Annotated in this window: 22 protein-coding genes; 12 read left to right on the forward strand and 10 right to left on the reverse strand. The window is 67.7% G+C overall.

Translation table 11 applies throughout. From position 1 onward, the window contains the following. Positions 1–249 precede the first annotated feature (249 nt). The 8 genes from AC1DER_RS03470 (at position 250) to AC1DER_RS03505 (ending at position 8,146) form a co-directional block, all read left to right on the forward strand. On the forward strand, positions 250–519 hold the full coding sequence (locus tag AC1DER_RS03470; protein ID WP_441814707.1) for a hypothetical protein: 270 nt from the start codon (positions 250–252) through the stop codon (positions 517–519). Between the two features lie 157 nt (positions 520–676). Then, complete coding sequence (locus tag AC1DER_RS03475; protein WP_477245545.1) at positions 677–1,357, forward strand: hypothetical protein; 681 nt, start codon at positions 677–679, stop codon at positions 1,355–1,357. A gap of 109 nt (positions 1,358–1,466) precedes the next feature. Beyond that, on the forward strand, positions 1,467–2,426 hold the full coding sequence (locus AC1DER_RS03480) for an SOS response-associated peptidase family protein (RefSeq protein WP_477245472.1): 960 nt from the start codon (positions 1,467–1,469) through the stop codon (positions 2,424–2,426). A 172-nt stretch (positions 2,427–2,598) separates the two neighbouring features. Further along, on the forward strand, positions 2,599–3,057 hold the full coding sequence (locus AC1DER_RS03485; RefSeq protein WP_441814709.1) for a hypothetical protein: 459 nt from the start codon (positions 2,599–2,601) through the stop codon (positions 3,055–3,057). Between the two features lie 107 nt (positions 3,058–3,164). Further along, positions 3,165–4,331 carry an AI-2E family transporter gene (locus tag AC1DER_RS03490; protein ID WP_441814710.1) on the forward strand — a complete coding sequence of 389 codons (1,167 nt, stop codon included), beginning with the start codon at positions 3,165–3,167 and terminating at the stop codon, positions 4,329–4,331. Positions 4,332–4,365: 34 nt separating this feature from the next. Then, positions 4,366–5,937, forward strand: coding sequence for a TolC family protein (locus AC1DER_RS03495; protein WP_477245475.1), 1,572 nt, complete (start codon positions 4,366–4,368; stop codon positions 5,935–5,937). Beyond that, entirely contained in the window at positions 5,934–7,088 is a 1,155-nt protein-coding gene (locus tag AC1DER_RS03500) for an HlyD family secretion protein (RefSeq protein WP_477245477.1), read from the forward strand. Before AC1DER_RS03495 ends, AC1DER_RS03500 begins: the two co-directional genes overlap by 4 nt. Before the next feature lie 14 nt (positions 7,089–7,102). Beyond that, positions 7,103–8,146, forward strand: coding sequence for a DUF2955 domain-containing protein (locus AC1DER_RS03505; RefSeq protein WP_477245479.1), 1,044 nt, complete (start codon positions 7,103–7,105; stop codon positions 8,144–8,146). Here AC1DER_RS03505 and AC1DER_RS03510 read toward each other — a convergent pair. Genes AC1DER_RS03510 through AC1DER_RS03520 form a run of 3 tightly spaced genes read right to left on the reverse strand, consistent with a single transcriptional unit; the run spans position 8,143 to position 11,316 of the window. Beyond that, positions 8,143–10,731: an ATP-binding protein gene (locus AC1DER_RS03510; RefSeq protein WP_477245481.1), complete on the reverse strand. Its 2,589-nt coding sequence runs from the start codon at positions 10,729–10,731 to the stop codon at positions 8,143–8,145. The genes AC1DER_RS03505 and AC1DER_RS03510 overlap by 4 nt on opposite strands. A gap of 36 nt (positions 10,732–10,767) precedes the next feature. Continuing rightward, positions 10,768–11,040, reverse strand: coding sequence for a DUF4242 domain-containing protein (locus AC1DER_RS03515; RefSeq protein WP_441814715.1), 273 nt, complete (start codon positions 11,038–11,040; stop codon positions 10,768–10,770). A 30-nt stretch (positions 11,041–11,070) separates the two neighbouring features. After that, positions 11,071–11,316, reverse strand: coding sequence for a hypothetical protein (locus tag AC1DER_RS03520; protein ID WP_441814716.1), 246 nt, complete (start codon positions 11,314–11,316; stop codon positions 11,071–11,073). A 253-nt stretch (positions 11,317–11,569) separates the two neighbouring features. Here AC1DER_RS03520 and AC1DER_RS03525 point away from each other — a divergent pair, with 253 nt between their 5' ends. After that, positions 11,570–11,797, forward strand: a complete 228-nt coding sequence (locus tag AC1DER_RS03525) for a hypothetical protein (RefSeq protein WP_441814717.1) — start codon at positions 11,570–11,572, stop codon at positions 11,795–11,797. Here the strand turns inward: AC1DER_RS03525 and AC1DER_RS03530 are convergent. Beyond that, on the reverse strand, positions 11,771–13,132 hold the full coding sequence (locus AC1DER_RS03530; RefSeq protein ID WP_477245484.1) for an alpha/beta hydrolase family protein: 1,362 nt from the start codon (positions 13,130–13,132) through the stop codon (positions 11,771–11,773). The two genes, AC1DER_RS03525 and AC1DER_RS03530, sit on opposite strands and share 27 nt — an antisense overlap. Before the next feature lie 122 nt (positions 13,133–13,254). Beyond that, positions 13,255–13,461: a hypothetical protein gene (locus tag AC1DER_RS03535; RefSeq protein WP_441814719.1), complete on the reverse strand. Its 207-nt coding sequence runs from the start codon at positions 13,459–13,461 to the stop codon at positions 13,255–13,257. Positions 13,462–13,677: 216 nt separating this feature from the next. Here AC1DER_RS03535 and AC1DER_RS03540 point away from each other — a divergent pair, with 216 nt between their 5' ends. The 3 genes from AC1DER_RS03540 (at position 13,678) to AC1DER_RS03550 (ending at position 16,431) form a co-directional block, all read left to right on the forward strand. Further along, the gene (locus AC1DER_RS03540; RefSeq protein ID WP_441814720.1) at positions 13,678–14,460 is read left to right on the forward strand and encodes an NRDE family protein; all 783 of its coding nucleotides are present in this window, start codon (positions 13,678–13,680) and stop codon (positions 14,458–14,460) included. Positions 14,461–14,573: 113 nt separating this feature from the next. Next, complete coding sequence (locus AC1DER_RS03545; RefSeq protein ID WP_477245487.1) at positions 14,574–15,491, forward strand: DedA family protein/thiosulfate sulfurtransferase GlpE; 918 nt, start codon at positions 14,574–14,576, stop codon at positions 15,489–15,491. A gap of 22 nt (positions 15,492–15,513) precedes the next feature. Next, complete coding sequence (locus AC1DER_RS03550) at positions 15,514–16,431, forward strand: LysR family transcriptional regulator (RefSeq protein WP_441814722.1); 918 nt, start codon at positions 15,514–15,516, stop codon at positions 16,429–16,431. 27 nt (positions 16,432–16,458) lie between these two features. On the opposite strand, the gene AC1DER_RS03555 is transcribed toward AC1DER_RS03550, so the two are convergent. The 5 genes from AC1DER_RS03555 to AC1DER_RS03575 are packed head-to-tail and all read right to left on the reverse strand — an operon-like array spanning position 16,459 to position 18,933. After that, a complete protein-coding gene (locus AC1DER_RS03555) occupies positions 16,459–16,902 on the reverse strand; it encodes a hypothetical protein (RefSeq protein WP_441814723.1) in 444 nt (147 codons plus the stop codon). A gap of 19 nt (positions 16,903–16,921) precedes the next feature. Further along, a complete protein-coding gene (locus tag AC1DER_RS03560; protein ID WP_477245490.1) occupies positions 16,922–17,548 on the reverse strand; it encodes a M15 family metallopeptidase in 627 nt (208 codons plus the stop codon). A 10-nt stretch (positions 17,549–17,558) separates the two neighbouring features. Further along, the gene (locus tag AC1DER_RS03565) at positions 17,559–17,771 is read right to left on the reverse strand and encodes a PspC domain-containing protein (protein WP_441814725.1); all 213 of its coding nucleotides are present in this window, start codon (positions 17,769–17,771) and stop codon (positions 17,559–17,561) included. 45 nt (positions 17,772–17,816) lie between these two features. Continuing rightward, positions 17,817–18,233, reverse strand: a complete 417-nt coding sequence (locus AC1DER_RS03570) for a YfeK family protein (RefSeq protein WP_477245492.1) — start codon at positions 18,231–18,233, stop codon at positions 17,817–17,819. Positions 18,234–18,240: 7 nt separating this feature from the next. Then, positions 18,241–18,933 (reverse strand): SGNH/GDSL hydrolase family protein, encoded by a 693-nt coding sequence (locus AC1DER_RS03575; RefSeq protein ID WP_477245494.1) that lies wholly within the window; start codon positions 18,931–18,933, stop codon positions 18,241–18,243. Positions 18,934–19,004 lie beyond the last annotated feature (71 nt).

The raw sequence follows: 19,004 nt of genomic DNA on the forward strand, positions 1-19,004 counted from the left end.
TCGATATGCAGATTGGACGTAGCCCCATGGCGTTTCCTTGCCGATGAATGGGGAGGAGTCTGAGCAGTTTCTGAAGATCAGTCGGTGCAAAACGGCCGGATTATTAAAGTCTCGTGCAGACTGATGCCGGAACTCACTGGTTGCCACATCTTCACATTCCATCTACGTATTCCAACGTCAACTGCAGACGCGCCATGACTCCGGTGAGAAGGCGCTATGTTTCCGACACCCCAGAGAAGGAGGATTGGTATGTTTGTGACCAAGCAACATATAGCGATTGCGCGTACGGTCGGCGTGGCGCTCGTCGCCACCCTGGGCCTTGCCGCCTGCGCCACCTATGACGACGACTTTGCGCGAGTCAACTCACGCCTCGATCAACTCGACACGAAGGTGCAGAGCGCGGCCCAGAGCGCCGAATCTGCCAATCAGTCCGCGCAGCAGGCCAACCAACGGCTGGATCAATTGGAAGGCCGCGTCCAGCAGCTCGAAACGAAGCCGGGCCGCCCGCCGCGCGGTTAGTCGCTCTTGCACCATTCGCGACGAACGGCCTGAACCGGGACCCGGTGGCCTTTGCTGGCCACCGGTCTCCTAATCCTCACCAATCTTCATTGCAAGGAACCGTCCCATCCGTACGTGCAAACATTCTGCGAACCGTGCCATTCATTGCGCGCTGGCGCTGGCGCTGGCGTTCGCAAGCTTCGGCGCGGCCAGCGCAGAGGAAGTCGCCGCGCAACCGACCGCCGAAGTCGACCAGCTTCCACCAGGCCAAGAAGTGTCCAGCTCGGTGATCGAGCTCGCGGGCTGGGTGGTCGCAGCCAAGGACAGCGTAGGCTATCCATTCGCGGTCATCGACAAGGCCGCCGCACAGATACTGGTGTTCGGTGGCGACGGCCGGCTTCGCGGCGCGGCACCCGGGCTCTTTGGTTCGGCGATCGGCGACCATACGGCCCCCGGCGTCGCCGGTCTCGCTCTTCGCGAGATTCCGGGCCGTGATCGCACGACACCTGCTGGTCGCTTTGTGGGCGGTTTCGGTCCGTCAATCGACGCCGGGCGCGTGCTGTGGGTGGACTACGATTCCGCGGTCTCCATCCACCCCACCGCTACTGGCGTCCCGGCCGAGAAACGCGTCGAACGCCTTCAATCGCCTTCGCCGGACGACAATCGCATCACTCATGGCTGCATCAACGTCTCGCCCGAGTTTTACGAGCAGGTCATCCGTCCGACGTTCGCCCGAGGCGGGGTGTTCTACATCTTGCCGGATGAAGCGCCGATAGAGGAGACCTTCCCGGAGTTCGCGCAAAGCCGCGGGACTACGCAACGCAACGAGGGAACACACGCAACGCCAGCTCCTCATTGAAGGGCGCGTTGGTGCCAGCACCGCATAACCAGTAGCCGCCCCTGTCACCGCCGCCACGCGTCCGGGCGTATATTCCGGCGACGGTCACAGCGACAGGGGGCCATCGGCCATGTGCTACTCCGCCCAGATCTGGGCCGACTACCGCAAGTTCGCCAAGGTCTTTGGCGCCACGATCAGCATCCAGGATTTCGTCCGCCTGTACTGGGAGCGCGGCCAGAGCGGCAAGCAGAAAATCCCCAAGGCGATGGACGCTGCGTTCGCCGAGCCGCTCACCGACCTGCAGCACGAGATCAAGGAACTCATCAACGAGTTCGACCGCGACCAGACCGGCCGCTTCGAGCAGGAGCTGTTCAAGCAGCGCAAGCGCCTGTTCGATGCCGAACGCATCCTGCTCGACAAGACCACCAGGAAGGCGCTCGAAGACAAGCGCATTGCCACCGACAAGATCGAGTGGATACGCGGCAAGCTGGCTGACCTGCACCGCGGTGCGCTGGTCGCAGATGATTCGCGCATCTTCCCCGGACACTACGCACCGGTCATGGTCTGGGAGAATGGCGCGCGCGTGATCAAGCCGATGCGCTACCAGTGCCGGCCGCAGGGCAAGCCGGCCAACTTCGACCAGCGATTCCCGGGCACCTACAACGCGCGACGCGACAACCTCGAAGGGTTCTGGAAGGACCTGTTCGGTTTCTCCCATGGCATCGTCGTGGTCAACGCGTTCTACGAAAACGTCAGCCGCCACGCCGTCGAGCACCGCGAGCTGAAACCTGGCGAGAAGGACGAGAACGTCGTCCTGGAGTTTCGCCCTGAGCCGGAGCAGGACATGCTGGTGGCCTGCCTGTGGTCGAAGTGGACCGGATCGCACGGGGCCCAGTTGCTGTCGTTTGCCGCCATCACCGACGAGCCACCCGCCGAGATCGCCGCGGTCGGCCACGACCGCTGCATCATCCCGATCAAGCCGCGCAACATCGACGCTTGGCTCAACCCGGACCCGAACGACCTGGCGGCGATGTACGCGATCCTGGAAGACCGGGAGCGTCCCTACTACGAGCATCGGCTGGCGGCTTGATCGCCCGCGAGGTCCTTTGACTTCGGCGCGTTGCGACAACGCTCACGACGAACGGGAGGGCGGCCAGAGGCTTTGGCAGTGCCCGCTGACGTTGTCTTAACAAGCCCATTGGCATGGTTACCCGAATGGGCGCCCGCCCCGTCACCAGCCGACCACCACATCAGGGGAATCGATGACGACCGCGGACTCCTTCATGCCGCTGCAGGCCGAGGTCCCCTCGACCAAGCAACGGCTGTTCGTACGCTATTACAGCGCGATCCTGATCGACCTGGTGGTGTTGAACCTCTTCAACGAGTTCTCGGAGAAGGTCCACATCGAGTCGTTCACCGTGTCGCTGATGGTGGCACTGGTCCTGCAGATCCTGTTGAAACTGACAATCGCCCTGGAGCACTACGTCGCGGCGTATTTCAAGGCACGGCCCGGCGGCTTCATGACGTTCATGCGCTGGTTCTCGGCATGGCTGATCCTGTTCGGTTCGAAGTTCGTGATCCTCGAGGCGATCTCGTTCGCGTTCGGGACCGACGTTCGCTTCGATGGGCGCTGGCACGGCCTGATCGTGCTGATCGTCGTGATCGTCGTGATGCTGGTGGCTGAAGAAGTGGTCGTCAGGATCTACCGGCGCCTGAACTGAGTAGCGCCGAAGCAACGGACAACCGGGGACGGAAGGATCCATTCCCACACAACCGCAGGCGTCCGACTCCACGCGGGAGTCCGGTCGACGTCAAGGAGGATTTCCACGTGAACACAGTCCCGGTCAATACCGTCCCGTCGAACGTCGACCAGCAGACGCTGCGCAAGATCTTCACCAGCGATCTGACAGAGACGCTGATCAAGGTCGGCCTCATCGCGTTCCTGGCGTACGTGTGCGTGCGCATCTTCGCGCCGTTCGCCAACCTGGTGATGCTGGGCGTGATCCTTGCCATCTCCATCTATCCTCTGTACCTGTGGCTGGTGCGCAAGCTGGGCGGCAAGCGTGGCTTGTCGGCGACGGTACTGGTGCTGGCCCTGCTGTTGCTGCTGGGCGTACCGCTGGTAATCCTGGGCAGTTCCTTCGCCACCCAGATCAGCGATGTCCACCAGCAATTCGAGAAGGGCACGTTCGCGATACCGGCGCCGGACCCGAAGGTCGCCGAATGGCCGGTCATAGGCGAACGCCTGCACACGGCGTGGAGCGAAGCAGCGAGCAACCTGCCCGCCTACCTGCAGAAGAACGCCGAGATCATCCGCGGCTATTCGCGCAAGGCGCTGGCTGTGGCGGCCGGTGCGGCCGGCGCGGTCCTGCTGTTCCTGGCCGCGATAGCCGTCGCCGGCATCATGATGGTCTACGCCGAGGGCGGCAGCCGCGTCACCGAGCGCATCCTCGCGCGCCTGACCACGCCCGAGCGAGGCGCGAGTCTGCTCCACCTGAGCGTGGCGACCGTGCGCTCGGTGGCCACCGGCGTGGTTGGCGTGGCCTTCATCCAGGCGCTGCTGCTGGGCATGGGCTTCCTGCTGGCCGGCATCCCGGCGGCCGGCGTGTTTGCCGCCATCACGATGCTGCTGGGCATCCTGCAGCTGCCGGCGCTGATCATCTCGCTGCCTGCGATCGGTTACCTGTGGTGGGCCGACACGGGTTCGTCCAACACGATGAAGATCATCTTCACGATCTACTTCCTGATCGCCGGCATGGCCGACAACGTGCTCAAGCCGTTGCTGCTGGGCCGTGGCGTGGATGCACCGATGCTGGTCATCCTGATCGGCGCGATCGGCGGCATGGTCACCGGCGGCATCATCGGCCTGTTTGTCGGCGCGGTGCTGCTGGCGGTGGCCTACACGTTGTTCATGGAGTGGGTCGATTCGCGCAGGCCGGAAGCGGTGGTGCCGGTAACGGCCGCCGACCCTGCCCCCAGGGAAGTCGCCGATTAGCCGCGGCCACGCACGCACGGACAGGCGGGGCACCATGGGCAAGCGCGCAGCACGATGCCTGGGCAGCACCGCCGTCCTTGCATCGGCGCTGTTGCTGGCCGCCTGCACGACCCTCGGGCCCGACTACGAGGAGCCCGACGTCGCCTGGCTCAGCGACTGGCAAACCGACCTGTACGGCCAGGTGGCCGGCCCCGAAGAGGAGCGCGAGGTCGACCTGCAGTTCTGGTGGCACGCCTTCAACGATCCGGTGCTCAACTCGCTGATCGACACCGCACGCAGGAACAACCTCTCGCTACGCATCGCCGGCCTGCGCATCATGGAAAGCCGCGCGGTGCTCGGTATCGCCAGCAGCAACATGTACCCGCAGCTGCAGCAGCTCAAGGGCTCGGCCGCGTACATCGACAACCGCAGCAGCGGTGGCTCCGGGCCTGACATCCACGACAACTACGGCGCGTACAGCGCCGGCTTCGACCTGGCGTGGGAGCTGGACTTCTGGGGTCGGTTCCGTCGCGGCATCGAGTCGGCCGAAGCCGGCTTCTTCGCCTCGGTCACCAACCAGCAGGACGTGCAGGTGCTGTTGAGCGCGCAGGTCGCCGACCTCTACTACGCCTATCGCACCACCGTGCTCAGGATCGACATCGCGCGCAAGAACACGGCGATCCAGAAGCGCAGCCTGGAGATCACCCAGCAGTTGTTCAGCAGCGGCCAGGAATCGGAACTCGACCTGCAACAGGCCAAGGCCCAGTACCTGGGCACGCTGGCGACCATCCCCGACCTGGAAGGTCAACTGGTCAGGCTCCGCAATGCGATTGCCGCCGTGCTCGGCCGCAAGCCGGGCGACGTGCCGGAGCTGGATTCGGTCGTGCGTCCGCTGCCGATCGTCAACGGCGCGGTGCTGCACGAGTTGCCTGCGACGCTGCTGCTGCGCCGGCGCGACCTGCGCACGGCGGCCTGGCAGGTCGCGGCGCAGTCGGCGCAGATCGGCATCGCCAAGGCCGACTACTTCCCGGCCATCACCCTGCTTGGCAGCGTCGGCTGGTCGACCACCTCGCTGGGCGGCAGCCCGACGGTGCGCAGCATTGCCGCTGGCCCCGCCATCAGCTGGAACATCCTCGACTACGGCCGCATCCGCAGCAACGTGCGGCTGCAGGACGTGCGGCTGCAACAGACGATCGAGCTGTTCCAGAACACGGCGCTGCTGGCGGCGCGCGAGATCGACGATGCCGCCATCACCGTGGTCAAGACCGCCGAGCAGAAGGCGCCGCTGGGTGGCGCGGCGCGCGCATCGGAACGCTCGCTGGACCTGGCCAACACGCAGTACCAGGAAGGCTATGCCGATTTCGAACGCGTCCTCGACGCGCAGCGCGTGATGTTCACCCAGACCGAGCGCGAGCTTCTCAACGACAGCGCCCACATCAGCGCCGTGATCACGCTGTACAAGGCTGCCGGCGGCGGCTGGACCGAGATGTCGCCTGAGCAAGTGCTGCCCGAGGCCACGCGCGACACCATGAAGAACAGGACCAACTGGGGCGGTCTGCTCGAAGCGCCCCTCCCTGCCAGCCCCGATGGGCAGGCCAGCGACAGCGACACCGGGAAGCCGAAATGAGCGCAGGCAACGACGACAAGACCGCGAGCGGCGCCACGCCGCCAGGTGGCGACAAGGCCGCACAGGAACAGGCCGGGAAAACCGTGCGCAATGGCGGACGCTGGGTGGCGGCCGCCATCGTGCTCACGCTGTTGCTGTATCTGTTTGCCGACCGCTTCACGCCCTATACCTCGCAGGCGCGCATCGAGGGCTACATCGTGGGTGTCGCGCCGAAGGTGGCCGGCGAAGTGACCAAGGTCGCGGTCGCCAACAACCAGACCGTGAAGTACGGGCAGACGCTGTTCGAGATCGACCAGTCGCAGTACCGCATCGCGCTGGCCAAGGCGCGCTCGGACCTGGAGAACGCGCGCAAGCAGGTCGGCGCCGGCGGCGCCGCGGTCGATGCCGCACGCGCCAACCTCGACGCCGCACGCGCGAACGAACTCAAGGCACGGCAGGACGCGACGCGGCTGCGGCGCTTGCGCGAAGCCGATCCGGGGACGATCTCCCTGCGCCGGCAGGAAATGGCCGACGCCAGCCTCGAGCAGGCCAAGGCCATGGTCGTGGCCGCGCAGGCGGATATCCGCCGCGCCATCGAATCGATGGGCGGCGACGACCTCGACAAGAACACCCTGCTCGCCACGGCCCTGACGGCCGTCGACAAGGCAGAGCTCGACATGCGCAACACCGTGGTCCAGGCCTCCACCGACGGCGTCATCACCGACCTGCGCACCGAAGTGGGGCAATTTGCCGGCACCGGCAGCCCGGTGCTGACCCTGGTTGGCGTGCGCGATATCTGGGTCAACGCCGAGTACACCGAGAACAACCTCGGCCACATGAAGGCCGGCACACCGGTCGACATCGTCTTCGACGTGTTCCCCGGCCGCGTCTTCAAGGGCAAGGTGCGCAGCGTCGGCCTGGGCGTCAGCGCCGGGCGCACGCCCAATGCCGGCGACCTGCCGTCGATCGACAACGACCGCGACTGGCTGCGGCAGTCGCAACGCTTCCCGGTGTTCATCAGCATCGACCCTGGCGAGGATCCGGAGGATCGCGCCAGGTTGCGCATCGGCGGGCAGGCGTCGGTGATCGCCTACGGTGAAGGCGCGGGCATCCTCAAGCTGCTCGGCAAGATCTACATCCGCGTCGCCAGCTGGCTGACCTATGCGTACTGACCGGAGCTGACGAAGTGATCGCGCCTGCCGCCAGGCGTACCTTCCGGCTCGCCTCCGTGGTGGCGCTGTCGGTCGCGTTCGCCTACGGCCTGGCAATGCCGTTGCCGTTCATGGCGCCGCTGTTCGCGGTGATCCTGACCGCGACGCCGGGGCCGCCACCGGGGCCCAAGGGCCTGCTCGGGCTGCTGGCCCTGGTCGGCATCACCCTTGGCATCGGCCTGGTGCTCAATCCGCTGCTGCGCAACTACCCCACCTCGGCCGTGCTGATCATCGCCGCCGGCCTCTACATGAGCACCTACCTCAGCGTCGGCAAGGGCAAGGGCCTGGTCGGCACGCTGCTCGCGGTCGGCCTGACCATGATCCCGGCCGCAGGCCTCATGGACTACGCGCTTGCCAGCGCGGTGGTGAACTCGCTGATGATCGGCATCGCCGTGGCCGTCGCCTGTCAGTGGCTGGTGCAGCCGTTGTTTCCCGAGCCCAGGCCTGCCGGCCCCAAGCCGCAGCCGCCGACGGCCGATCCCGAGCGCGCGGCCTGGCTCGCGCTGCGCACCGTGCTGATCGTGCTGCCGCCGGTCATGCTGGCCTTCACCAATCCCGGCATGTACATGCCGACGATCATGAAGTCGGTGATGCTGGCCCAGCAGGGCTCCACCGTCAGCGCGCGCGCGGCCGGACGCGAGCTGATTGGCTCCACGTTCCTGGCCGGTGTCTACGCGCTCGCGTTCTGGTTCGCACTGAAGCTGCTGCCGAACCTGTGGATGTTCTGCCTGTGGATGCTGCTGTTCGGCATCCATATCGGTAGCCGGCTGTATGGCGTAGTCGCCAATCGCCACCCGCCGTCGTACTGGGTCAACGTGTTCGTGACGATGCTGATCCTGGTCGGCCCCGCCGTCCAGGACAGCACCGGCGACGATGTCTACGGCGAGTTCATCGTGCGCTTCTCGCTGTTCGTGCTGGTCACGCTGTACGCCTGGGGCGCGATCCTGGCGCTGGACTGGATGCGTACGTCGCGCGCGCAGCGCAGGCCGCAACCGCAGGCGTTGAACCCGTCCGCCTAGTCCTGCGTCGCGATCACTCCGGTGCGTCGCGCAACCGCCGCAGCCTCGCTGCGTGAGCGCACGTCGAGTTTGCGCAGGATCGCCGAGATGTGGTGGTCCACGGTCTTCTCCGAGCGCACCAGTCGCCGGGCGATGTCGGCATTGCTCAGGCCATCGGCGAGCAGGCCGAGGATCTGCAGTTCGCGCGCGGTGAGGCCGGCCGGGTTGGCGCTGGTGGTCGCGCGCGGGCCACGCGACAAGCCGCGCACGCCGGCATCGCGCAGGTGATCGCGACAGCGCTTGACCGCGACACTGGCGCCGAGGGCTTCGAACAGCGCCAAGGCCTCGCGCATCGCACCCTCGTCGCCCTCCAGCAGCGCCAGCGCCTGCTCGTAGGGGCACCCCAGTTGCTCCCAGGTGGCGGCCGCCTCTTTCCAGTCGCCGCCGATCTGCAATGCGTACGCGGGCTCGGTGCCGCCGGCACCGCCACCGGCGATGCCCAGGCGCAGGCACCAGTAACGCAACTCGCCGAGCGAGCGCTCATCGCCGCGCTGCTCGGCCATGTCATGGGCCTGCACGATGAACCCGGCGACGCCGCCGACCTCGCCGCGCAGCCAGGCATCTTCCGCGTGCGCGGCGGCAACCGGCGCCAGGCGCTGCAGTTCGCCGGACTGCAGCGCCAATGCCGTCGCTTCGTCCAGCAGTTCGCCCGCGCCAGGATCGCCGCGACGCAGACGCAGCCGCGCCAGCACCGCCAGCGCGCAGATCCGGGTGATCGGGGCGACGCCGTGCGCCCTGACCAGGCTTGAGGCTTCGGACGCGGCGGCGTCCCAGTGGCCGCGCTCGAAATCGAGCCGGGCTTGCCACGCCCGGATGTAGTTCGACCACGAGTCCAGGTCGCGCGCGGCAAAGAAGCGGGTGGCCGCGTCGATCTGCTGCCCGGCCAGGGCATAGTCGCGCAACTTCACCGCGGTGCTGATGAAGTTGGCGTGGCAGCGCGCGACGTGCTCTTCGTAGTTGTTGTCCAGGGATATCTGCAGGCTGCGTTCGATCATCGTCCGGCCGTCGGCGTCGCCGTCGGCGTAGCGGGCGGTGCCGACGTTGTTGAGGGCGTGCGCGAGCACTTCGTTGCTGCCGATCCGCGTCGCCAGCTCGATCGCGCGCAACCCCCACTCGACCGATTCGCCGGTGTGCCCGGACAGCATGTAAAGCTGCGAGCGGTTGCTCAGCGCCCAGGCGTACGCTTCGTCGTCCGGCAGGTCCTGCAGCAGTTGCACGGCCTCGTTGGCATACTCCTCCGCCTCCTGTTTGCGCCCGCCGAACCAGTTCAGCCGCGACAACCAGCGCAACGTGAGCCCTTCCTGGCGGACGTCGCCGATCTCGCGCCAGATCGCCAGCGCCTCCTGCCGTCGCGCGATGGCCTCCTCGTTCTTGTCGATGAGGTAGCACTGGTACGACAGGTCCCCGAGCAGGCGCGCCCGCGTGACCGGCTCCAGTGCCGCCGCGTGCTTGAGCGCCGTGCCATATAGCGCGGCTGCCTCGCGGTGCGCACCATGGGCCGCCGCCTCGTTGCCGGCATGCAGCGCGTACTTGAGCACCGCGTCGGCATCGCCTGCGCCGGATGCGTGGTGCACCAGGCGCGACATCGCCACACCGCGGTCGCGTTGCTCCAGGTGCGCCAGCACCTTGGCGTGCAGGGCCGCGGCCATCGGCGCCGACAGCGCCTGTTCGATCGCGATCCGCGCCAGTTCGTGGCGGAAGGCGTAGGCGTGGCCAGCTGCCGTCAGCAGACCCGACGCCAGTGCCGCCGACACGTCCTCGGGCGCGGGCGCCAGCACCGCTTCGACGACAGCGACCTCGATGCGCGCCGGAACGATCGCGGCGAGGTCGAGCAGCGCACGTACCGCAGGCGGCTGGCGTGCGGCACGCGCCAGCACCGCATCGCGCACGCTCACCGGCAGGCCTTCGGCGCGCAATGCTTCGGTGACGAAGAACGGATTTCCGCCGGTGGTGGCGTAGATGCCGTCGGCTGCGTGGCTCGACTGCCGCGCCAGCTCCGCCACGCCCGCTTCCGACAACGGCAACAGCGGCACCCGCACCACCGCGTCCGCGGGCAGGTCGCCGAGCACGAGTTTCAGCGGATGGCGGTCGCCCAGTTCGTCGTCGCGATAGCTCAGCACGAGCAGCGCGCGCACGCGCTGGATTCGACGGGCGAGGAACTTGACCAGGTCGAGCGTCGCCGCATCGGCCCAGTGCAGGTCTTCGAGCACGACGATGGTGGGATCGCTGGATTCCTGCAGTTCGGACAGGAAGCAGCTGAACAGTTCCGGGCGGCGCCCTTCCAGGCCCAGCAGCGCCTGCAGCCTGGACCCCATCGCGCTGGCCATGTCGTACAGCGGCCCGAGCGGGCGCGGTGAAAACAAGGCTTCGCAGCCGCCCCACAACACGCGTCCGGCGGCATGGCCTGCGACCAGTTGCGTAAGCAGCGAGGTCTTGCCGATGCCGGCTTCGCCGCACACCAGCGCGGTACGACCGGTACCCTGCCCGGCGACCTGCAGTGCGCCTTGCAGCTGCTGCAACGCATGGTTCCGTTCGATCAACTCCACCTGGGGGCTCCGGGGGTGCGCGGCCCGATTATCCCCTCAGAAGTAGAAGAACGGCGACAGGTCGCAGATCTCGATGATGCTGGCCACCGGCAGGCCGTTGCGCCGGGCCGCCTGCCGGATCGCCTCCGGCGACGGCGCGTCGTAAATGCAGAACGTGCGGCGGCGGTCGGCGCTCACGTAGGAGTGCAGCCAGCTCACGCCGCTGTCACCGTTGATGCTGGCTATTCGCGCGCAATCCCGGACGCCCTCCTCGCTCATCGGGATGGCGAGGTCGGCGGCGAACGCGCGTTCGATCAGGTAACGGGGCATGACCGGACTCCTGGCGATGGCTGGACGGACTCAGACGAATCCAAAGCGGCTGGGCATCCAGTCGCTCGTGTAGTGGCGCTCGCTCGCGTAGCCGGAGCTGTTGCCGTAACCGACGCCGAAATCGCGCTGGCGATGGACGTGGTGGATGGCCCCGGCCGGAACCGCAGCGTCGTGCCACTCGTGCAGGCGCGATGTGGCACGGGCAGCGGTGGCGCGCGCGTTCAGCGGCGCGAACAGACCGGTGGAGGCGACGAACTCGATCAGGAAGCTGGACATGGCGTGATCCTCGGGGTGCGCGGTGGTGCTTGCCGCTTCTGCGCAGCCCGAGATCCGGACTGCGATGCCAGCGTAGGCAATGCCCCCCTCGGCAACATCGGGAACGCTCCCCAGATTGCGCCCGCCCCCTCCCCATATTCGGCGCTCACACGGTCACGACGGGCCCCATGGCATGGATGTTGCCGCCGGAGACGTCGCAGCCTGCGAGACCGTCGCACCCCACTCTTCCGGCCGGCCCAAGGGGAGCATTGCCATGACGATTGACACGTTCCACGCCTATGACGATGCAGGAAACCGCTACACCATCCATGTGCGGCGTACTTTCATCGACACGCGCGGCGCCGATGGACTCGGACGCCGCGTCGAAAGCCTGCGCTCGTACCATCTCAACGATGGCGGGCCGGTTGACCGGCTCGACGACGACACGTTCGCCATCGTCGATTCCGGGATCGGCTTACGGTTGACGCGAAGCGCTGCGTAGCGAAGCGCTCGCCTTGGGCACCGCCAGGATCCTGGCGGTGCCGTAGGGCGCATTGTTGAATGCGCCGGTCCTGATCCAGTCGTTGACAATCCGGAAATAACCATCGGCATACCGCGTGGAAGTGCGGCTGCCGTCGGTCGCGGTCTCAAACTCGATGATGCCGTGATCGGTGGCCGGGAACTCGACGACGCTGACCGCACGGCCGTCATGCGCCAGCTGCAGCAGGCGTTCGCGCGTCTGCTTCGGCGGTGCTTCCAGATCCTCGCCTGCCAGCACCCAGAGCAACGGCACGCGCAGATTGCGCAGCGTTGGCATCGGGTCGTATTCCCAACTGGTTTCCTGCTCCAGCACCGGCGCCAGCGCGGCCGCCTTGTCACGCGTGAGCGTGACCACCAGCCCGGTGAACTCGCCCTTCATCGCCGCCCACCACGGCTGCGCGCCGTACTTGCCGCGCACCGCATCCAGCTGCTCCCAACCGCGTGTACCGCGCGAGGCGACAATGGCGCCGGTGACGTCGGTCACCTCGCGCGCCTTGCCCAGGACGTCATCGCCGTATCCAGCATTGCGCAGGTCCAGCGCCACCTGGTCGCGGTCCTCGGCCAGCGGGCTGTCGGCCAGGCCAAAACGCACGACGACGAAATCCGGATCGCTGTCGCTGGCCGCCAGTGGCGCAACCCAGCCGCCCTGGCTGCCGCCGTCGTAGCCGATGCGCTTCACGCGCTTACCGGCCAGGCGCCGCGCCTCCTTCAGCGCCGCGCGCGCATCGTCGGCCAGCAGGTGGAAGTTCTGGGTGTAGGTGCCGGTCGATTCGCCGGTGCCGCGCTTGTCGTAGACGAACACGCCGATGCCGTCGGCCGGGTACAGATACTGCGTGTACAAGCCCTGCACGGCCGAGTTGCTTTCGGAACCGTGTACTTCGATGGCGATGGGGACGGGCTGGTCGCCGCGCGGCAGCACCAGGCGGCCGCGCAACTTCACGCCATTGCCTTCGAATGTCGTTTCGGTGATGTCGAACTGCTGGCGCTGGCCGGAGTGGCCATCGAAGGTGATGCGGCCTTCATTGCAGTTGCCGAACGCAACCTTGATGCCGTCGGATCGGCCGGTCCAGCCCAGGCTGCTGTTCCACTGCCCGCTGGCGTCGGCCTTGAGCAGGCCGCTGCGGCCGTCGAGCGCGCGCCAACGCAGGTCGGGCGAATCGCTGATCGCCGCGATGACGACGGTGCGGCCATCATCGAGCGCATAGGCGCCGGCGTGGCATCGGGCATCGCCGTCAGCAGCAATGGCGACGCCGGTGGATCCGACGCAGATCAACAACAACGATGCGGCTGCCTTCATATCGGGTTCCTGTCAGGGGGACGCCACGATCCGGTCGGGATTCTCGCGGCTTGCATCGTTGGATGCAGTGACAGGCCGATCCGTTGAAACCGGTTACGTTTCGCCGGTGGACCGCGGCGGGCTCACATCAGCAGGGTGCCAAAGACCACCCGGGCGCGGTCGTCGTAGATGCGCAGCCACAGCGCCTGGCTCATGGTCTCGGCGCAGCGCTTGGCCTGGGGCAACACCGCCGCCAGCGCCGCTTCGGCACTGGAGTAGTCGACCGCAGCTTCTGCAATCTGCTGGGCGAGGATGCTGCCATCCTGTCGCGATAGTTCGACTCGGTACATGGGTCACCTCCCGGCGGTTGGAGCGGACAGTTGGGAGCGGGCGGCCGTCCTGCGCAGTGGACGGTTCCTGTGTCATCGTCGTAGGGTCCGCCCAGCGGTGCCAAAACGCAGTCGGCCGGCATCGTCTTCTTGTGTAGGACTTTCCCTACAGCGCCCTGCTCCGCAGCACCGCCCCGAGCCGCCCACCTTGATGAATCCGTCCCCCGAGATGCCGTCATGTGCCTGATCGCCGTCGCCTGGCGCGCTCACCCCCGCTATCGACTGGCACTGATCGCCAACCGCGATGAGGCGCATGACCGCGCGGCGGCCCCGGCCGGGCTCGACCCCGCCGACCCGGACCTCTACGGCGGCCGCGACCTGCGCGCTGGCGGCAGCTGGCTGATGGTGTCCAGGCGCGGGCGCATGGCGGCCGTGACCAATGTGCGCGCCGGCCTCGCCGAGGGCGCGATGCCGCGCTCGCGCGGTGCACTGGTGCGGGGATTCGTCTCGGCAAGCGATCGCAGCGGGCATTTCCTCTCCGGCCTCGCCGGGGACGCGGCTGAATACGGCCGCTTCAACCTGCTGGCCTGGGACGGCAGCACGCTCGGCTTCGCCAGCAACCACCCTGGCTTTGAACAGCACGACGTGACGCCGGGCCTGCACGCCATGTCCAACGGCGCCTTCGACGCGCGCTGGCCCAAGAGCGGCCACGCCGTGGCGGCGCTCGACGCCTGGCTGCAGTCGCCGCTGTCGCAGGCCACCGACGATGCCGCGCTGGCGCCGCTGTTCGAGGCGCTGGCCGACACCACCCCGGCACCCGATCAGGCGCTGCCAGACACCGGGGTCGGCCTGGAGCTGGAACGCCGGCTGTCACCACCGTTCGTGCGCGGACCCAACTACGGCACGCGCTGCAGCAGCGTGGCCCTCGTCGACGACACCGGCATCACCTTCGTCGAGCAGAGCTTCGGCCCGGACGGGGTCCGCCTCGGCCGGACGCGGGGACGCCTGGACTTCGAGTGAGACCGGCCGCCGGCACTGGTGCGGCGGCAGGAACGCACTAGTGCACCCGGCGCGCTATCCCCGGCCGGGCCGCGCGCCTACCATGGCGACATTGACCCTCGGCTCCCCCTGTCATGGACACCCTGCTGCACCTGATCACCGTCTACGGCCTGCTGGTCGTATTCGTCAGCGTGTTCCTGGATCAGGGTGGCATACCGGTTCCGGCCTATCCGCCGATCATCCTGACCGCGGCCCTGGCGGTGGATCGCGGCGACAGCGTGTGGCCGATCGTGGTGGTCGCCACGGTGGCCGCGGTGATGGCCGACTGGCTGTGGTTCATCGGCGGTCGACGCCTGGGCGCGAAACTGCTGCGGCTGATGTGCCGGTTGTCGTTGTCGCCCGACTCGTGCGTGCTGATGACCCGCGGCGTCTACTCGCGCTGGGGTGCGCCGTCGTTGATCGTGGCCAAGTTCATTCCGGGATTCGCCGCCGTCGCCACCACGCTGGCCGGCGAAACCGGAACGCGAACCGGCCGCTTCCTGCTGTACGACGGCATCGGCGCTCTGCTCTGGTCCGGGCTTGCCGTGGCGCTGGGCGCGATATTCCATGAGGCCGTGAACAGCGTGCTCGAACGCCTGGAAGACCTGGGCCGGTTCGCGCTGCCGGCCATCGCCATCCTGATCGTGGCATTCGTCTGCTGGAAGCTGTGGCGGCGGCAGATGTTCCTGCGCCAGCTGCGCATGGCGCGGATCACGCCACTCGAACTGCGCCGGCTGATCGACCAGGGCGCCTCGCCGCTGATCCTCGACGTACGCCCGGAACCCCTGCGCAATGCGTCGGGCTGGATCCCGGGCGCGATCTTCGTGCGCACGCTCGGCGAAGCCGCGCTGACGCCACGCGACGAGGTGGTCGTGTATTGCGACTGCCCCAACGAGGCGTCGGCGGCGGTACTGGCGCGCGAACTCAACAAGCACGGCTTCAAGCGCGTGCGGCCGCTGGCCGGTGGCTTCGAAGGCTGGCGTAGCGAAGGCAACCAGGTGGCGTTCGAGTAAGCCGCTTTCGAAGGGATCGAACATGTTGTCTCCGGATGAATTGGCCTTGCTGGAAGCCATCCGCGACAGCGGCAGCCTGTCGCGTGCGGCCGCGCGCCTGGGCAAGGCGCCGTCAACCGTTTCGCACGCCGCGCGCCAGCTCGAGGAGCGCTTCGATGCCCTGCTCTTCGATCGCCGCCGCTACCGCCTGCAGCTCACGCCCGCCGGGCAGTTGCTGGCGCATGAAGCCGCGCGCCTGATGCTCGACGTGTCGCGACTGACGCGACGCGTGAAACAGGTCGCGGGCGGCTGGGAAGACCGGTTGTGGATCGTGACCGACGAGATCCTCGAATTCGAGACGCTGCTGCCGGTGATCCGCAGCTTCGACAAGCTGCAGTCCGGCGTGACCGTGCGCATCACCCACGAGGTGCTCGGCGGCACCTGGGACGCATTGCGCGATGGCCGCGCCGATCTGGTCGTTGGCGCGACCAACGAACCGCCGGTGATCCCCGGTTTGCGCTGGTTCGAACTGGGCGTCATGGAGTGGGTGTTCGCGGTGTCGCCACGGCACCCGCTGGCCAGGGCGCGCGAGCCGTTGTCGCGCGAGACGGTGCTCGAACACCGCTCGGTCGTGGTCGCCGACACGTCGCGCCGGGTGGATGCGCGCGGCTACGGCCTGCTCGGCGGCCAGTCATCGCTGGCGGTGCCGAGCATGCGCGCCAAGATCCAGGCGCAGCACGAAGGCCTCGGCGTGGGGTGGTTGCCGCGGCAGCGCATCGCCGGCCTGCTCAAGCGCGGCGAACTGGTGGAAAGGAAGACCGACGACCCGCGCGAACCGAACACGCTGTACGTCGCGTGGCGCGGCGATCACCAGGGTCGTGCACTGGAGTGGTGGTTGGAGCAGTTCAGGCAGGAGCGGCTGGCGCGCAGGCTCGTGCAGGGCATCGATACCGTGCTCTGAGGGTGCTCTGAGCGCGCCATGCGCCCGTCAGCCTGCCCACGGCCACCATCCCCTGCCGGTGCGCGCGTAGCGATCGGCCGCGCGCTCGAAACGGTTGCGCACGCTGATGCCGCCAAACACCAGGTACAGCGGCAGGAACAGCGGGCCGAGCGCGAGGTACTGATAAACGTGCGCGCGCTCGTGGTCTGCCAGCACGATCGACGGTTCGTCGCCATGACCGGCGCGGTGGGCATAGGTCACGCAGGGCGAGTCGAGGCTGTCGCCGGTATGCAGGATCACGTTGCCGAACGTGATCGCCCCGCCCGGCCCCCACGGCCATTTGTGGAACACCAGCGCCAGCTCGCGCCGGCGCCAGTGCACATGCGCGCCGAAGGCCAGCCCGGCGATGCCGAGGGTCAGGCCGATGAGCGTGTTGGGCAGCGTCCAGAGCGCGCCCAGCGCGACCAGCGCGCGGGTCAGTGACGTCGACATGGGTGAAGCCTAGCGCAGCTCATGCCCCGGTCTGGTCATCGGCAGGAAGGTACGCCCTCCCCGCTTCGAACCGGCGCCGTACTTCGGCGACGGGCCAGCCCAGGCGCAACTGGTAGTGCGGGCGATCGACGAAGCGCGTGTTGTCGCCACCCCACTCCAGCCCGGCGACCAGGCCGACCCGGGCAGCCTCGTCGTATGCAGTAACGGCCTGGAGGTAGCGTCCCTGCGCGTCGAACAGGCCGATGTCCCAGGCCGTGCCGAAGTTGTGCATGCTCTGGCCACCGCGGGCGTTGGTCACCACCGGGCCGGGGTTGCCGTAACGACCACGACGAAACAAGGCGTTCTGTTCGACGTAACCGCGTGTGCCCGACAGCAGGCGCGGGCGCGAACCGGCATCGAGCATGCGCGCCAGGCTGGTGCGCGCCAGCCGCTGCGCCGGCAGCAGCAGGCCGGCCAGTTGCGCTTCGCTGCGTGCGTCGAACGTTCGCGTCTGCTCGCGGATCAGCGCCGCGCGGCGTTCGAATTCGGCAGACGCCGCTTCCGTCAGTGGCCCCCAGCGCCCATCCAGCCGTCCGCCGTACAGCGTTTGCGCCCTGAGCAGTCGCTGGGTGAACAGCACGTCACCCGGAAACAGGCGCAGGCTCATGGGCTGGGTGTCACTCCGCTTCCGGGCAGTCGCCTTCCGGAATCAGAAGCCACAGGACCAGGTATACGAGCAGGCCCGGAAATGCGGCGGAGACGATCGAGCCGAGCACGTAGAGGGCGCGCAACAGGGTCGAGTTCCAGCCGTACCGGCGCGAGATTCCGCCGATGACTCCGGCGATCATCCGGTCGTGACGTGAGCGGCATAGTCTGCGGGTGGCATTCATGACGGCGCTTCCCAGGCGGCGGCGCTGCCAGTCTAGCGCCGGATGTCAGGGCGTAGCGTGACGAATTGCGGCCAACCGCGTGGTCAACCAGGTCGAGGAGGTCACGACCGGCTGACCCGGGCAGCGCACCTGGTAGGGCTTGCCGCTCATGCTGCTGGCGCTGCCGGCCCGTTCGATGAACTGTTCGGCGCTGGCGACCAGGTCGCGCTTGCGCAGGTAGTCGTATTTCCGCCGCAGGTGCGACTGCGCCTCGCTCGCCGGGTACCAGCTGCCGTTGCGCTGGAACTGGCAGCCCGAGCCCCCGAGCGCGGTGATCAGCTGGTCGATCTCCCGCTGCGCCTTCGCTGCCTTCGGTGCCTGCTGTGCAGCGGGCGCGGGCGCCTGCGCCAGCGCCGCGGCGCTGCCGGCTAGCAGGCCGGCTAGCAGGACTGGACGAATCAGCGGGCGCAGGCGACGGGTCATGCCGCCATTACAGCGTATCCAGCCAGCGACCGACCACGTCGGTCCAGATGGCGTAGCCGCTGCGGTTCATGTGCAGCTGGTCATCCAGGAACAGCTCGCCGCGCGGCTGGCCATCGGCGCCGAGCATCGGCGTGGCGATGTCGAGGAAGTCCACGCCCTTGGCCTGCCGCGTGTAATCGCGGATCAGCGCATTGGCCTGGCGCATCTGGCCCAGCAGGGCCTGCCGCGCCGGGCTGGGCTTGATCGAGACGAACGCGATCCGCACCTGCGGCAACTGGCTGCGCACCTGCGCGACCAGCGCGGCGAAATCGTCGCGCACCTGCTGCGGCGTGCGGCCTTCGGCAAGGTCGTTGTCGCCGGCGTAGACGACCACGGCGCGCGGCTGGTACGGGGTGATGATGCGTTGCGCATAGAAGGTCGTGTCGCGCACGCGCGAGCCGCCAAAGCCGCGGTTGATCGGGGCCGCGCCGGGGAAATCGTCGCCCAGGGTGTCCCACAGGCGGATCGAGGAACTGCCGACGAACACCACGCCACCGGGCCTGCGCCGGACCACGCTGTCGGCCTGCTCGAAGGCGACGATGTCGGGCTCGAACCTGGTCGAGGCCTGCAGTTGCGCCGCAGGCGTGCTGGCCGGCGACAGCGGCTTGGATGCGCAGGCAGTGAGCAGCGCGAGGCAGAAAAGCAGTGCGAACTTGGGCATCGGTGCAGTGTCAGGAGAGGTGCCTGACTGTGCCATGAGGGCGATGACGCGGTCTGTCGATCCGTGCGCCT

It is taken from the genome of Lysobacter sp. 05T417, assembly GCF_056396405.1.

Bases quoted from the DNA above. Each gene is read 5' to 3' on its own strand.
- AC1DER_RS03470 (WP_441814707.1), top strand. From the start codon at position 250: ATGTTTGTGACCAAGCAACATATAGCGATTGCGCGTACGGTCGGCGTG.
- AC1DER_RS03480 (WP_477245472.1), top strand. From the start codon at position 1,467: ATGTGCTACTCCGCCCAGATCTGGGCCGACTACCGCAAGTTCGCCAAG.
- AC1DER_RS03485 (WP_441814709.1), top strand. From the start codon at position 2,599: ATGACGACCGCGGACTCCTTCATGCCGCTGCAGGCCGAGGTCCCCTCG.
- AC1DER_RS03495 (WP_477245475.1), top strand. From the start codon at position 4,366: ATGGGCAAGCGCGCAGCACGATGCCTGGGCAGCACCGCCGTCCTTGCA.
- AC1DER_RS03500 (WP_477245477.1), top strand. From the start codon at position 5,934: ATGAGCGCAGGCAACGACGACAAGACCGCGAGCGGCGCCACGCCGCCA.
- AC1DER_RS03515 (WP_441814715.1), bottom strand. From the start codon at position 11,040: ATGCCCCGTTACCTGATCGAACGCGCGTTCGCCGCCGACCTCGCCATC.
- AC1DER_RS03520 (WP_441814716.1), bottom strand. From the start codon at position 11,316: ATGTCCAGCTTCCTGATCGAGTTCGTCGCCTCCACCGGTCTGTTCGCG.
- AC1DER_RS03525 (WP_441814717.1), top strand. From the start codon at position 11,570: ATGACGATTGACACGTTCCACGCCTATGACGATGCAGGAAACCGCTAC.
- AC1DER_RS03530 (WP_477245484.1), bottom strand. From the start codon at position 13,132: ATGAAGGCAGCCGCATCGTTGTTGTTGATCTGCGTCGGATCCACCGGC.
- AC1DER_RS03535 (WP_441814719.1), bottom strand. From the start codon at position 13,461: ATGTACCGAGTCGAACTATCGCGACAGGATGGCAGCATCCTCGCCCAG.
- AC1DER_RS03540 (WP_441814720.1), top strand. From the start codon at position 13,678: ATGTGCCTGATCGCCGTCGCCTGGCGCGCTCACCCCCGCTATCGACTG.
- AC1DER_RS03545 (WP_477245487.1), top strand. From the start codon at position 14,574: ATGGACACCCTGCTGCACCTGATCACCGTCTACGGCCTGCTGGTCGTA.
- AC1DER_RS03550 (WP_441814722.1), top strand. From the start codon at position 15,514: ATGTTGTCTCCGGATGAATTGGCCTTGCTGGAAGCCATCCGCGACAGC.
- AC1DER_RS03555 (WP_441814723.1), bottom strand. From the start codon at position 16,902: ATGTCGACGTCACTGACCCGCGCGCTGGTCGCGCTGGGCGCGCTCTGG.
- AC1DER_RS03560 (WP_477245490.1), bottom strand. From the start codon at position 17,548: ATGAGCCTGCGCCTGTTTCCGGGTGACGTGCTGTTCACCCAGCGACTG.
- AC1DER_RS03565 (WP_441814725.1), bottom strand. From the start codon at position 17,771: ATGAATGCCACCCGCAGACTATGCCGCTCACGTCACGACCGGATGATC.
- AC1DER_RS03570 (WP_477245492.1), bottom strand. From the start codon at position 18,233: ATGACCCGTCGCCTGCGCCCGCTGATTCGTCCAGTCCTGCTAGCCGGC.
- AC1DER_RS03575 (WP_477245494.1), bottom strand. From the start codon at position 18,933: ATGCCCAAGTTCGCACTGCTTTTCTGCCTCGCGCTGCTCACTGCCTGC.